The sequence below is a fragment of the Kribbella sp. NBC_00662 genome, from assembly GCF_041430295.1.
Taxonomy (GTDB): Bacteria; Actinomycetota; Actinomycetes; order Propionibacteriales; family Kribbellaceae; genus Kribbella.
The window spans coordinates 6657765-6671709 of the sequence record NZ_CP109029.1 but is presented as its reverse complement, the minus strand read 5'-3'; the positions used below and the strand labels follow the sequence as shown (position 1 = coordinate 6671709).

General features: G+C 67.0%; 12 protein-coding genes. 8 read left to right on the top strand and 4 right to left on the bottom strand.

Annotation, left to right across the window (positions count from 1 at the left end; translation table 11 throughout):
- The first annotated feature begins 21 nt into the window (after positions 1-21).
- From OHA10_RS33030 to corA, 3 genes are all read left to right on the top strand, one after another.
- Positions 22-1638 carry an FAD-dependent oxidoreductase gene (locus OHA10_RS33030; RefSeq protein WP_371402682.1) on the top strand — a complete coding sequence of 539 codons (1617 nt, stop codon included), beginning with the start codon at positions 22-24 and terminating at the stop codon, positions 1636-1638.
- Positions 1639-1658: 20 nt separating this feature from the next.
- The gene (locus OHA10_RS33025; RefSeq protein ID WP_371402681.1) at positions 1659-1949 is read left to right on the top strand and encodes a UBP-type zinc finger domain-containing protein; all 291 of its coding nucleotides are present in this window, start codon (positions 1659-1661) and stop codon (positions 1947-1949) included.
- Positions 1950-2040: 91 nt separating this feature from the next.
- A complete protein-coding gene (gene corA / locus OHA10_RS33020) occupies positions 2041-2982 on the top strand; it encodes a magnesium/cobalt transporter CorA (RefSeq protein ID WP_371402680.1) in 942 nt (313 codons plus the stop codon).
- 18 nt (positions 2983-3000) lie between these two features.
- Here the strand turns inward: corA and OHA10_RS33015 are convergent, their stop codons facing one another.
- Positions 3001-4338 (bottom strand): PLP-dependent aminotransferase family protein, encoded by a 1338-nt coding sequence (locus tag OHA10_RS33015; protein ID WP_371402679.1) that lies wholly within the window; start codon positions 4336-4338, stop codon positions 3001-3003.
- A gap of 63 nt (positions 4339-4401) precedes the next feature.
- On the opposite strand from OHA10_RS33015, the gene OHA10_RS33010 reads away from it, so the two are divergent.
- Positions 4402-5016, top strand: a complete 615-nt coding sequence (locus OHA10_RS33010; protein ID WP_371402678.1) for a DJ-1/PfpI family protein — start codon at positions 4402-4404, stop codon at positions 5014-5016.
- On the opposite strand, the gene OHA10_RS33005 is transcribed toward OHA10_RS33010, so the two are convergent.
- Positions 5017-5679, bottom strand: a complete 663-nt coding sequence (locus OHA10_RS33005; protein ID WP_371402677.1) for a Bax inhibitor-1 family protein — start codon at positions 5677-5679, stop codon at positions 5017-5019.
- A gap of 502 nt (positions 5680-6181) precedes the next feature.
- On the opposite strand from OHA10_RS33005, the gene OHA10_RS33000 reads away from it, so the two are divergent.
- The 4 genes from OHA10_RS33000 (at position 6182) to OHA10_RS32985 (ending at position 11413) form a co-directional block, all read left to right on the top strand.
- A complete protein-coding gene (locus tag OHA10_RS33000; protein ID WP_371402676.1) occupies positions 6182-7156 on the top strand; it encodes a glycoside hydrolase family 16 protein in 975 nt (324 codons plus the stop codon).
- Positions 7157-7267: 111 nt separating this feature from the next.
- On the top strand, positions 7268-7996 hold the full coding sequence (locus OHA10_RS32995; protein ID WP_371402675.1) for a GntR family transcriptional regulator: 729 nt from the start codon (positions 7268-7270) through the stop codon (positions 7994-7996).
- Between the two features lie 20 nt (positions 7997-8016).
- Positions 8017-9432 (top strand): M1 family metallopeptidase, encoded by a 1416-nt coding sequence (locus tag OHA10_RS32990; RefSeq protein ID WP_371402674.1) that lies wholly within the window; start codon positions 8017-8019, stop codon positions 9430-9432.
- Between the two features lie 241 nt (positions 9433-9673).
- Positions 9674-11413, top strand: coding sequence for a S8 family serine peptidase (locus OHA10_RS32985; protein WP_371402673.1), 1740 nt, complete (start codon positions 9674-9676; stop codon positions 11411-11413).
- A 53-nt stretch (positions 11414-11466) separates the two neighbouring features.
- Here the strand turns inward: OHA10_RS32985 and OHA10_RS32980 are convergent, their stop codons facing one another.
- Both OHA10_RS32980 and OHA10_RS32975 read right to left on the bottom strand, forming a co-directional pair.
- On the bottom strand, positions 11467-12630 hold the full coding sequence (locus tag OHA10_RS32980; RefSeq protein WP_371402672.1) for a Dyp-type peroxidase: 1164 nt from the start codon (positions 12628-12630) through the stop codon (positions 11467-11469).
- Positions 12623-13780: an imelysin family protein gene (locus tag OHA10_RS32975; protein ID WP_371402671.1), complete on the bottom strand. Its 1158-nt coding sequence runs from the start codon at positions 13778-13780 to the stop codon at positions 12623-12625. The genes OHA10_RS32980 and OHA10_RS32975 overlap by 8 nt, the downstream gene beginning before the upstream one ends.
- Positions 13781-13945 lie beyond the last annotated feature (165 nt).

Genomic DNA, 13945 nt, shown 5'->3' with positions numbered 1-13945 from the left:
CGGCATCCCCGGACGGCCCTGATGAAGGAAACTCCGGACATGTACGGCGCTTATCCTCGACTGGACGAAGCCCAGCTGACCGAGTTGCAGGCGCTCGGCGAGCGCCGTACGACCAGTTCCGGCGAGGTGTTGCAGCAGGCGGGGGAGTCGCCGGACGAGTTCGTCGTCGTGCTCGACGGCACGGTCGCCATGATGCAGGACCTGGGCGGGCGGGAGCGTGTGGTCGCCGTCCACGGTCCGTACCGCTTCCTCGGCGAGGTCGGCATGCTGACCGGGCAGGCGATCTTCCTCACCGCGGTGGCGCAGGAGCCGGGCGAGGTGCTGGCGGTGCCGCTCGACCAGTTGAAGGATCTGGTACCGCGCGATCCGCGGCTGGCCGACCTGATTCTGCGGGCGTTCCTGATCCGCCGGTCACTGCAGCTCACCCTCGGCGCGGGCTTCGCGATCATCGGGTCACGGTTCTCCGCCGACACCCGCCGGCTGCGCGAGTTCGCGGCGCGCAACCGGCTGCCACATCACTGGATCGACCTGGAAACCGACGCGGAGGCCGAGCGGATGCTCCGCGAACTCGGCATCGGACGGGAGGAAACGCCAGTGGTGATCTGGCGTGGTGAGGTGCTGCGGAACCCGGACAACGAACGGCTGGCCGCCGCGGTGGGACTCCGCCGTACGACGCCGGTCCAGTCGGTGTGCGACCTGATCGTGGTCGGTGCCGGTCCGGCCGGTCTCGCCGCGGCGGTGTACGGCGCGTCGGAAGGTCTGGCTACCGTGGTCCTGGATTCCGTGGCCACCGGCGGCCAGGCGGGCACATCGTCGAGGATCGAGAACTACCTGGGCTTTCCGGCTGGGATCAGCGGCGCTGAACTCGCCGACCTCGCCGAGATCCAGGCCAAGCGCTTCGGTGCTGAACTCACGGTGCCCGCCACCGCCGTGGCGCTGGGGGAGCGGGACGGACACCACTTGGTGGTGCTGGAGGACGATGCACGCATCAGCGGCCGGGCGGTGCTGATTGCTTCCGGCGTCCGCTACCGAAAACTCGACGTGCCCGGTCTGGACGCGGTGACCTCGACCAGCGTGTACTACGCGGCGACCGAGCTGGAGGCGAACCTGTGCCGGAAAGACCCGGTGGTGATCGTCGGCGGCGGCAACTCGGCCGGACAGGCCGCGGTCTTCCTGGCGCAACACGCGGCCAAGGTGGTGCTCGTTGTCCGGAGCAACGAACTCGGACAGGACATGTCACGCTACTTGGCCGACCGGATCAAGCGCACCGACGGGATCCACGTGCAGCCGCACAGCGAAGTGCGCGAGGTCCATGGTGAGCGGTCGCTCGACGAAGTCGTGGTCGAAGACACGAAGACCGGCGAGCGCCGTGTCGAACCGGCGAAAGCCTTGTTCGTCTTCATCGGCGGCCTGCCGCACGTCCGCTGGTTGGGCGATCAGATCCTGCTGGACGATCGGGGCTTCGTCCTGACCGGCAGTCAAGTACCAGGCGAGCGGCAGTTGCTCGAGACGAGCAGGTCGGGAGTGTTCGCCGTCGGCGACGTCCGCAGCGGGTCGGTGAAACGGGTAGCCGCCGCGGTGGGGGACGGTGCCCTCGCCGTACGCATGGTGCACGAGCATCTCGGCCACACTCGATGAGTCGTCACAGGAGGTCAAGCATGGTCAAGGCCGTAGGCGCCAACCAGAGCACGACGAGCGTGGATCCCCACTTGTACCTGGTCAGGCCGGTCCGGCCACGTACACCCGAAGGATGCGAGGAGTGCCTCGAGCTGAACTCGCCCTGGGTGCACCTGCGCCTGTGTCTGACCTGCGGTCATGTCGGCTGCTGCGACTCGTCGCCGCTGAAGCACGCCCGCGCCCACGCGGCGCACTACCGACACCCCATCGTGCAGTCGTTCGAACCGGGTGAGAACTGGCGCTGGTGCTACGTCGACGAGGCCTTCGTTTGACGGCCTCGGCTCCGAACAGGTCGCCAACGTCGAGCTCCGCAGCGCTGAAGGAATGCGCGCGAGCGCCGGCGACTCGGCATATTCTGCGGTGATGGAGGAACAGGCCGAGTCGCGCCTCACCCGCGAAGACGCCGAGCGGCTGCTTGCCGGTGGCAGTTTCTTCTGGATCGATCTGGATCGGCCGGCGGCCGACGAGTTCGCGATCCTGCGCGACGTCTTCCGGTTCCATCCGCTGGCGCTCGAGGACAGCGAACAGTTCGATCAGCGGCCGAAGCTCGAGGAGTACGACGACTTCGTCTTCCTCGTCCTGTACGGCGCGGTGCCGGACGACGGCCGCCTCGTCGAGGTGCACTGCTTCTACTCCGACCATTTCCTGGTCACCATTCACCGCGACACGGTTCCGGCCCTGACCGACGTACGGCGCAGGTACGAGGCCGGCGGCAAGTCGGTCGAGGATCCCATCTGGCTCGTCCATCGGTTCTTCGATGCGCTGGTCGACAGCTTCATCGCGATCCTCGCAGGCATCGACGACCGCATCGACGACATCGAGGACCGGGCCTTCCGCGACGTCACCGACGAACAGCAACTCCAGGAAATCTCCACCCTGAAGCGCGCGCTGGTCAGGATGCGCAAGGTTGTCGAGTCGCAGCGAGACGTGTTCGCCAGCCTGGTCAGCGGTGTGGCCGAGTTGCCCGGCATGACGCGCGAAGCCGAGCGATACTTTCGCGACACGCACGATCACCTGATCCGGATCAGCGGCCTGATCGACACCTATCGCGATCTGTTGACGGCATCGACAGACGTCTTCCTGTCGACGGTGTCCAACCGGCAGAACGCCGTGATGAAGCAGTTGACGGTCATCTCGACAGTCTTCCTGCCGCTCAGCTTCATCAGTGGCTTCTTCGGGCAGAACTTCGATTGGATGATCACCCACATCGGCGGCTGGCCCGCCTTCGTTGCCTTCGGCATCGGCCTGGAACTCGTCGCCGTGCTCCTGATGGTTGTCTTCTTCAAACGCCGCCACTGGTTCTGACTGAATGAGCGGAGGCGATCAGGAGAATGGGTCGCGGTCGGCTTCCTCGCGGACTGCTTGGAGGGCCTCGCGGAGGTCGGGGATGGGGACCGAGCCGAGGGCCAGGCGTAGGGCGTGCGGCACGGTCGGTGTGGTTGTGAACGGCTCGGCGGTGGAGACGGCGACTCGGCGGGCAGCCAGGGAGGCGGCGATGCGGTCCGGGCGTGCGTCGGGGGCCAGGGGCAACCAAATGAAGTACGACGAGGGATGGGCGACGTACTGCAGGTCTGTGAGGACCTCGGCGGCGACTGATTGACGGCGGCGGGCGTCGGTGCGCTTCTGTGCTTCGAGGTGGTCGACGGTGCCGTCTTCGAGCCATCTACTGGCGATCGTTGCCGTCAGCGCCGGGGTGTTCCAGGTTGTTGCCCGGATGATGCGCTCCAGGGTTGGCACGAGCGTCGGCGGCGCGGCGATGAAGCCGATCCGCAGACCGGTCGCGACGCTCTTCGACAGGCCGGATACGTAGACGGTGAGGTCGGGAGCAAGCATCGCCAGTGGAGGCGGTGCGTCCTCGACCAGGTACGCGTACGACGCGTCCTCGATGATCGAGACGCCGTACCGGCTCGCGATCGAGACGAGCTGCGCGCGCTGGGATTCGTCGTACACCCAGCCGAGCGGGTTGTGCAGGGTCGGCATCGTGTAGACGCCGCGGACCCTGCGGCGCCGGCACAACTCTTCGAACGCGTCGAGATCCGGCCCGGCTGCGGCGGCCGGCAGCGGTGCCAACTCCAGTTTCAGCGTCCGTGCGAGCACTATCAGGCCGGGATAGGTGAGTGCGTCGACCGCAACCACATCGCCTGGTTCGAACAGTGCCATCGCCGTGACGGCAAGACCCTGCTGGGCACCGTTGACGATCAGGATTCTCTCGCGGCCGACCTCGAGGCCTCGGAGGCGCAGATGGCGGGCGACCGCCTCTCGGTCCTGTGCCCGCCCGCGGTGTGGCTGATAGCGCAGGAGGGCGTCGAGGTCGCCGGCGCCGGCGAGGTCGCGCAGCGCCTGGCGCAGCAGATCGGCCTGACCCGGAACCGACGGCGAGTTGAAGCTCAGATCGATGGCGTCGACGGCCACCGCTCGCTGATCGATCTCCTCGCCGGACACGGCGGCGAGATCACGGACGAACGTACCTCGGCCCTGCTCGGAGCTGACCAAGCCCATCGCCTCGAGTTCGGCGTACACGCGCGAGGCGGTCACGATGGCGATGCCCTCGTCGGTCGCGAGCCGGCGATGCGTGGGCAGCCGGTGACCGGCCGGCCATCGTCCGCTCCGGATCTGCGCAGCCAGCGAGTCGACCACGGCTTTGTACTTCGGGATCCGCACGACTGCATTGTATCCAGGACAATTCTTCGACTGTCATGCATTGGCCACTCTAGTGTGCGCCACATGCACACAGCGATCCTGACCTTCGACGGCTACAACGAACTCGACAGCCTCATCGCCCTCGGAATTCTCAACCGCGTCAGGGCGCCTGGCTGGCGGGTGTCGATCGCGGGCCCGACGCCGCGACTGCGGTCGATGAACGGTGTCGTCATCGACGCCATGATCGATCTGGAGGAGGCCTGCGATGCCGACGCGGTCATCGTCGGCAGTGGGAAGAAGACCCGTGAAGTGGTCGAGGATCCCGCCATCATGGAGACCTTGGCCCGGCTCGACCCGGCCCGTCAGCTGTTGGCTGCGCAGTGTTCCGGGGCTTTGGTGCTGGCGAAGCTCGGGCAGCTGCGTGATGTTCCCGCTTGCACTGATCTGGTGACCAAGCCGTGGGTCGTCGCGGCGGGTGTCGACGTACTGGATCAGCCGTTCTTTGCGCGCGGCAATCTCGCTACTGCCGGCGGGTGCCTGGCCTCGACGTACCTCGCCACCTGGACGATCGCCCGGCTCCACGGCCTCGAAGCTGCGAAGGACGCCATGCACTATGTCGCACCTGTCGGCGAGAAGGACGAGTACGTCGCTCGGGCGCTGCGTAACGTGACGCCTTATCTCGAACCTGTCAGCGCATAGCTATGGCTGGTTGTTGCGGCTGAAGAGCTGGAGGAAGAACAGGAAGACGTTGAGGATATCGAGGAAGATCGAGGCGGCCAGCAGGGGTGCTGAGGCGAGGTCGGTGGACCGGCGGAGGCGCTGGAAGTCGAACGCGGTCAGGCCGGCGAAGATGATCAGGCCGGCGATTGAATAGATCAGCGCTCCGCCTGGAATGCGGACGAAGATCAGCACGATGCCGAACAGGATCAGCCCGATCAGAGCCCACGAGCCGATGCGCGCGATGCCTGACAGGTCGCGGCGGGTGGCGTAGCCGGCCGCGCCGAAGCCGACGATGAACAGGGCCGTCGCTCCGCCCGCTTGCCAGAGCGCGCTCGGGTCCACGCTGGCGTAGTACGCGAGGGTCGGCGCGGTCGCCAGCCCCATCAGCAGACCGAACGCGGCGAGAAGCCCGACGGCCCGCCCGGTCGACTTCCGGACCGCGAACTGCATGCCGATCAGTACTCCGAACGCGGCGATGAACGCGAGGATGCCGATGCCGCCGTGCAGGTTGCGGCCCAGGTACGCCCCGAGTGCGAACAGCCCGGTGGTCATCGCGACGTACTGCATGGTCTGCGCAAACAACGTGCGCGCCTGATCCCGGCCGCTGACGCCGGCCCGGGGGTACGGGATTGATTCGTCCATGCCTTCACGATCCGACGAAGTCGCGCCCATGGCACCAGGGACAGTCCCTGGTCATCACCTGTCAGGCAGCCTGGTTGGCATGCGGCGGCTGTGGACGCCGGCCGGGCAGGAGACCGAGTGGACGCTGCAACGGGTGCTTGGTTTGATGCGCAGGCAGTGGGAGTACCGCACCCGGAGAATCCCGTCCCGCTGTCCGTTGCACTGGACTGGTCCCCGAGAGATCGGGTCCCGGACGCGCCGAGCCCGACCTGGGTCGAGGTGGAGAAGCCGCGCCTGTCGTGACCCGCGCAATTGAATTCATGGGCAGGTGGTCAATACCGTCCGGGCGGCTCGTCCACCTGCGAGGCAATTGCCGGTATTTACCAGTCATCCCGGTCGAATACGGTTTATGTTGGGTCCGTTCGAAAAGTTTGGTGGAGCTCTTGCAGTTCACTCCCGCGGCATTCATGCTCGACCCCGGATACGGCTTCCGCCCATCCTTGCCGCGAAGGAGACCGAAGACATGTCACGTCAGAGAACGACCATCTTCCTCGCCACCGCCGCGACGATCGCCTCGATGGTGAGTGGTGCGTCTGCTGCCGTCGGTTCGACCGATCAGGCCGACCGCGGGTCAGGCAAGTGCGGCGTACTGTTCGACGACTTCCAGTACACGTCGGCCACCGACCCCGCGCTCGGCGACCACGGCTGGAACGCGCGCAGTGAAATGGGTGGCCCCGGCGTGCCGGGTACCGGCTGGCCGGCGAGCAACGTCTCCTTCGTCAGCACCGGCGGCCAGAAGGTCGCTCAGCTCCGGGCGACGACGGACGGCACGGTCGCCGGTACGACGAACTCCGAGCTCCGCCGGACCACCATGAATCTGCGGAACGGCACCTACGCCACCCGCGTCCGGTACGCCGACTCCCCGGCCACCGGAACGGACGGCGACCACATCAACGAGACCGCGTTCGCGATCGGCCCGACGAAGTTCGACTACGACCCGATCTACAGCGAGCTCGACTTCACCGAGTACCTGCCGAACGGCGGCTGGGGAGAGGCCGGCCCGGTCAACTTCCAGACGAGTTGGCACACCTTCCGCGAGGACCCGTGGGACGCGCGAACCGCGGAGAGCCGCCAGGACCAGTCGCTGAACGGCTGGCACACCTATGTCACACAGGTCGGCAACGGCCACGTCAGGTACTACATCGACGGCAAGCTCACTGCCGACCACACCGTCGACCAGGACGGCAACACCGTCCTGCCGCGTCAGGACATGAGCATGAACTGGAACCTGTGGTTCATCGATCTGGACGGCCACCAGGGCACGGCGACCAGTGAGTACCGCGAGCAGGTCGACTGGGCCTACTACGCCAAGAACGAGACCGTCTCGCCCGCACAGGCCGACGCCCGGGTGGCGAAGTACCGCAAGCACGACACCACCTACCAGGACTCCTTGAGCAACACCGGGAGCTGCGAGAACTACCAGCCGCCGGAGCACTGAGCTCTGCCACGAGAGCTGCGGCGCAGGGATCAGGCCTGATTCCTGCGCCGCATCCGACGCGGCGGGCGGCGTACGATGTGGACCTTCCGGCCTAACTAAGGATGGGTCCTCGTGGTGGGCAGCCTGCGGAAACGAGATCGGGCGCGCGAGCACCTGCTCGGACTGGTCGAGTCCCGAGCGGTCGGCCAGCCGATACCCTCCGAACGCCAACTGTCCGCCGAACTCGAGATCTCCCGACCCACTCTCCGAGCCGTGGTCGACGACTTGGTTCGCGACGGCTGGCTGGTCCGCGAGCACGGCCGCGGCATGTTCGTCGGCAGTCCCAAGGTCGCTCAACAGATCAGCGGCACCCATGGAGCGACGTACCCGACAGCATCCGGACACTGGACCAGCAGGGTCCTCAGTCACGCCACGATCCAGGCCGGCACGTTGATCGGCAGCAGGCTCGGCGTGACCCCGAACACGGCCGTACTGCGGATCGCCAGGCAACGCTTCGTCAACGGCGACCCGATCTGCCTGGAGACCATCCACGTGCTGGCGGAACTCGTCCCCGGGTTCGACGTACGGGCGATCGAGCAGAACTCGTTCTACGCCATGCTCGAGGACCAGTACGGCGTGATCCCGACCGACGCCGAACAGATCCAAGGCGCCGCAGCCGCCGACGCCACCGAGTCCGCGCTCCTCGGCCTCGCCCTGGAAGCTCCGATCCTGATCCTGGAGCGAATCACCCGCGACCAGCACGGCCGCAGATTCGAGTTCACCCGCGCTGCGTACCGCGGCGATCGATACCAAATCAGAACCCACCTGACTCTTTCCGAACCACCAGCCGATTCTGCATAAGCGGAATACAAGGAGGAATTGTGGGACGTTTCGGTCGTCGCCGCGGTTACCTGTTGGTCGTCTGTGCGTTGGTGCTCGGGTTGTCGACGGGCCTGACGGCGAATGCTGCGCCAGGCCGAGTCTCGTTCTCGCCCGGCGCATCGGGCGCGGGGGATCCTTACTTCCCGGACATGGGGAATGGTGGCTACGACGTCAGCCATTACGACATCCGGCTGGCGTTCAACCCGACGACCAAGGCGATCAGCGCGACGACGACGATCCTCGCGAAGGCCACGCAGAATCTGTCCCGCTTCGATCTGGATTTCCAGGGACCGCTGAAGATCACCAAGCTGTCGGTCAACGGACGGGATGCGTCGTTCACCCGCCGCGGTGCTCAGGAGTTGGTGATCACCCCGCGACGAGGTCTGTGGCGAGGAAGCACGTTCCTTGTTTCCGTGACGTACGCGGGCGTCCCGCAGAAGATCGACGACCCGGCGCTGGGCGTATCCGGCTGGGTCGCCACCAAGGACGGCGCGGTCGCGCTCAACCAGCCGATCGGCGCCGCGACCTACTACCCGGTGAACGACACCACCGACGACAAGGCGACGTACAGCCAGACCATCACTGTGCCGACCGGGCTCACCGTGCTGGCCAATGGTGAGCCCGGACCCACCACCAAGCACGGTGGCTACACCACGTTCCGCTGGCACATGAGCCGGCCGATGGCCAGCGAGCTGGCGATGATCGCGATCGGGAAGTACAACGTGACCCGCGCCGTGACGGCCACCGGTATCCCGAACATCACCGCCATCGGCAGGTCGGTCGACACCACACCCGGTCAGGGCAGAGTGTTCAACCGGACCACGGCGCAGATCGTCCAGTGGGAGTCGTCGATGTACGGGCGCTACCCGTTCAGCTCGACCGGCGGCATCATCGCCGATGTCGGCGTCGACTACGCCCTGGAGACCCAGAGCCGGCCGGTGTACGACCAGCGCACCAGCGAAGTCGACGGTGACCTGCTCGCCCACGAACTCGGCCATCAGTGGTTCGGTGACAGCCTCACTCCGGTGCACTGGTCGGACATCTGGCTGAACGAGGGCTTCGCCACCTACTCGGAGTGGCTCTACCAGGAGAAGTTCAACGGCACCCCGGTGGAGAAGAGCTTCGCGGAGGCCTACGCCGACGAGAAGGACTGGAGCGGCAAGGTCGCCGACCCCGGACGGGATCACATCTTCGACGACCTCGTCTACAACCGCGGTGCGATGACATTGCAGGCGCTGCGCCTCGAGATCGGCGACCGCGCCTTCTTCCAGGTGCTGAGGCAGTGGCCGGCGACCTACCGGTACGGCAACGTCTCGACGCAGACCTTCATCCGGTTCGTCGAGCGATTGACCCACCGCGACCTCGACGCGTTCTTCCACACCTGGCTCTACCAGGCGGGCAAGCCGAAGCTCTGAAGCCTTGCGCTCGGACGGGTTGATCCAGTCTGCTGGGTGGTAGTAGCAGAGGGGGGTTGTGGGGGCGCTGCGACGGCGCAGGGGGCCCGGCTGTCGGCCGGGACAAGGGGGCTACGAGAGCAGATCTCGATGGTCGAGTTCGACCGGCCTGCCAGGGCTCGGACAGTCGCGCTCCTACAACTCGAACGACAAGACAGCACGTTTTCTTCAGCTGTAGTTCGATCTTCGAGGGAGGGGTCCAATGCGCAAGTACGTCACGCGCGCAGCCATCGCGGCGGGAACCGTCGCCGGGCTGTTGTGGGTCGCAGCCGGAACAGGCACGGCGACCGGCGGCCAGGAGCGGCAGTACGTCGTCCTGTACACCCAGGGCGGATCTGCCGCGGCCGCGCACGCCGCGATCGCGGCTGCGGGCGGCACGGTACTGGACGAGAACGCGGCGATCGGAGTCGCCACCGTCACCACCAAGAGCGACGCTTTCCCGGCCGCGGCCGCGGCCCGTGGCTCGTCCGCGATCGCGGGCGTCGCACGAAGTACGGTCATCGGGCACGCGCCGGACGACCGCCTGGCCGACGGCAAGGCGAGCTTCAAGCGCGACGCCGCACAGGCTGACCTGCTGGGTGCGACCGCGGGTCGCCAGGCGTCAACGGGCGCGGACAAAGACAAGAAGAAGCAGGAGCCGCTGGCCGGACTGCAATGGGACATGCAGCAGATCGGCGCCACCGCCGACGGCTCACAGCGCTACGAGCAGGGCAAGGGCGTGCGGGTCGGCATCATCGACACCGGCGTCGACGGCAGCCATCCCGACATCGCAGCCAACTTCGACAAGGCCCTGAGCCGGAACTTCACGACCGACATCCCGGTCGACGCCAACGGTACGACGGTCGACGGACCGTGCGAGCACCCGAGCTGCGTCGATCCTGTCGACGAGGACGACAACGGTCACGGTACGCATGTCGCTTCCGAGATCGCGTCGCCGGTCAACAAGCTCGGGATCGCGGGCGTCGCGCCCGAGGCGACGATCGTCAACCTGCGGGCCGGCCAGGATGCGGGCTTCTTCTTCCTGCAGCCCACGGTCGATGCGCTGACCTACGCGGGCGATCACGGCATCGATGTCGTCAACATGAGCTTCTACGTCGATCCGTGGCTGTTCAACTGCACCGACAATCCGGCTGACTCGCCGGAGGACCGGGCCGAGCAGGCAACCGTCATCCAGGCGATGCAGCGAGCGCTCGACTACGCCTATGCCCATGGCGTCACGCTGGTCGCAGCGGCTGGCAACGGCGCGACCGACTACACCAAGACGATCGTGGACTCGTCGAGCCCGGACTTCCCCAGCGTGCCCGGTGAGGCGCCGTACACGCGGACGATCCCGACTTCGTGTATCTCGATGCCGTCCGAGGGCACCCATGTTCTCTCGGTGACCAGCACCGGAATCTCCACCCGCAAGGCCTACTACTCCGACTACGGCAACGGTTACGCCGACCTGTCCGCGCCCGGCGGGGACGTGTACGACACCGCGGACCAGAAGCGCGACATCACGAAGGCCATCCTCGCGGCGTACCCGAAGCACCTCGCCGAGGAGCGCGGCCAGCTCAACCCCGACGGGACGCCGAACACACCCAGCGTCGTGCAGAGCTGCAACAAGGGCGTCTGCGGCTATTACCAGTATCTGCAGGGCACGTCGATGGCGTCACCGCACGCGGCCGGCGTCGCCGTGCTGGCGGTCGGCCGGCTGGGCGTCAAGGACCACGTCAACGGCGGCAAGAAGGCTTCGCCGGCGGCCGTCGAGCAGCTACTGCGCGGAACGGCGACCGACCACGCTTGCCCGACCCCTCCGCTGTTCACCTACACCCGTCAGGTCCTGCAATCCAACGGGACCTACGTGACCGTGACAACCAACCACCTGTGCGAAGGCACAACGACGAACAACGGCTTCTACGGCGATGGCATCGTCAACGCGAAGAAGGTCGCAAAAGGCTGACCTGACCTGGTAACGAGGCGCGCCGGTTGGTGGCGCGCCTCGTTACCGGACCTTCAGGCGAGCATGGAGCGGCCCAGCCAGTCGTCGGCGTTCTGTACGCCGGGGAGGGCGAAGAAGTAGCCGCCTCCGAAGGGGGAGATGTAGTCGACCAGGGGTTCGTCGATGAGGAGAGTCTGTACGGCGACGAACTGGCGGTCGAGGTCGGCGTTGAAGCAGATGAAGATCATGCCCAGGTCGAGCTGACCGTTGGGCTCGATGCCGGCGCTGTAGTTGAAGCCGCGGCGCAGCATCCGCCGGTCGTCGGCGGTGCCGTCGTGCGGGTTGGCGAGGCGGGTGTGGGCGGTCAGCGGGACGGTGTTGCCGTGTGCGTCCCGGTAGTAGCTCGGGAGTTGGAACTCCTCCTGGCCGGCTACGCGTTCACCCGGGCGGCCGGACAGGGGTGCGCCGGTGTCGCGGTCGCGGCCGAAGATGCGTTGCTGCTCGTTGATCGAGATCCGGTCCCAGAACTCGACGAACATCCGGATCAGCCGGACCACGTGGTACGAGCCGCCGGTCACCCAGTCGGGTTCGTCGCCGCCGGGCTTGGTCCACACCAGCCGGTCGAGCAGGTCAGGGCGGTCGAGGAACTCCAGGTTCGCCGTACCGTCCTTGAAGCCGAACAGGTTGCGGGGTGTGCCGGTCGGTCGTGGCGGGCTGGTGAAACCTTCCTGCTGCCAGAGCACCTGGAGGTCGGCTCGGGTGGCGCGCATCAGGATGCGGAGCGCGTGCAGGACGGTGTCGCGGTTGTCCGCGCAGATCTGCAGTAGTAGGTCGCCGTCGCAGCGATTGGGGTCGAGGGCGTCGTTCGGGAACTCGTCCATCGCGCGCAGCCGGGCCGGTTTGACGTCGGCGAGGCCGAAGCGGTCGTCGAAGAGACTGGCGCCGACGCTGACCGTGACCGTGACCGTGAGACCGTCGGGCACCGTGCCCGGGCCGAGTACACCGTTCTCGTACGGCGTCGACACGAGACCGTCATGGCTGCCGCGTCCGGCCGGTGCGTCGCCACCGGTGACCAGGTAGCGGATGGTCGCGGTGAGCGTCTGGAACATCCGCTCCAGCGCCGCCCGGTCGGCCGCGGTCACGAGAAACGCGACGACAATCCCCGCTTGCTGCGCAGGGTCGAGGATGCCGGCCTGATGGGTGCCTTCGAACGGCCGGGCGAGGGTGTTGTCAGGCATGGGTGATTGGGCCTCGGTCGCGGGTGGCGTTGCGGGGGTCGATGACGGCTGCGGTGTGGGACAGCAGCTCGACGCTGTGCTGGACCGCCGCGTTGACCGCGGCCCGCTGCCGGACGGACAGTGCCGCCAGGCCGACCCAGCCGTCGTCGCGGTGGTGGCTGCGGATCAGGGCCTGAGTGAGGCGGAGCTGCTCGTCGGTCTGGTCCAGGTACGGGTTCTGCTTGCGCAGGATCGGCCGTAGCGGGTCCAGCGCCTGCCAGACTCCGGTGATGTTCGCGTCCACGGTCGCCAGCTCGGTCTGGCTGCCGGCGTCACCGATCCCGTTCAGATCCCACTGCAGTGCGTCCTCGAGGATCTCGTGCGCGCGTCGGCCGATGTCGATCGGCGTGATCGCGTTCGGCAGCGCCAGCTCCTCGGCGAGCTGCCCGATCGCCTCGAGCAGCGCGTCGACGTACGGCGCGATCGTCGCCGTCGGTCGGTCGTGCCAGAGCATCGCCTCGATCTTGCGGAAGCCCGCGAAGTCCGCGTCCGCGAGCCGGTCGGGGGCGACGCCACGAGGCGGGTCGGCGTTGATGTCGTCGCCGGTCTCGTCGTACGCGCGGTAGGCGCCGCCGAGGGTTTCGTACGTGAGGTGGGCGGTGAGCCAGTGGCGCCGGGCGGTTGCCGTGTCGCCGGCCTTCAGAGCGTCCCGCAGTTGCTCGACCTGGCGGGTGAGCGTGGGCAACTGTCCGGTGATCCAGCCGACGTAGGAGTTGATCGGGATCCGCAGGTCGAGCCCCGTCACGGGCACGATCCCGTGCACGTCGTACGGCAACGGGTCACCGGTGACGACGACCGGCCGGCTGTACTTGATCGTGTAGTCGGTGATGCAGACCCAGCGGTACGTCCCGGGCGGGATCGATGCCGTCACCGCACGGCTGACGCCGCGGCCGAAGTGCTCGACCTCGAGGTAGATCCGCTCGGTCGCGGGATCCTCCAGGTAAACCTCCGCGCCGGCGCCCTCGTTGTTGACGAACACGAAGTCGTAGCGCCCGGCCGGTCCGCCGAGCCAGTCGTCGATGCCGTAGGGCGAACCAACGACCAGAACTATGGGCTGCGGCCGGCTCGACGGCAATGATCGTGCGGCCGCCGAGGCCGTCCTGCTGCTCACCAGGCCCACGCTGGGCGGCGGTTGTGAACGGATCCGATGCTGCCCGCGACGCGCCGGTGAACAGCGGGTGACCTGCCGGCAGGTCGAGCTCACGGACTCTCCCTGAGTCTTCAGGGAATGTTCATGACGCGATGCTCGCGAGGTCCGGACCTTTCGCAGTTGACT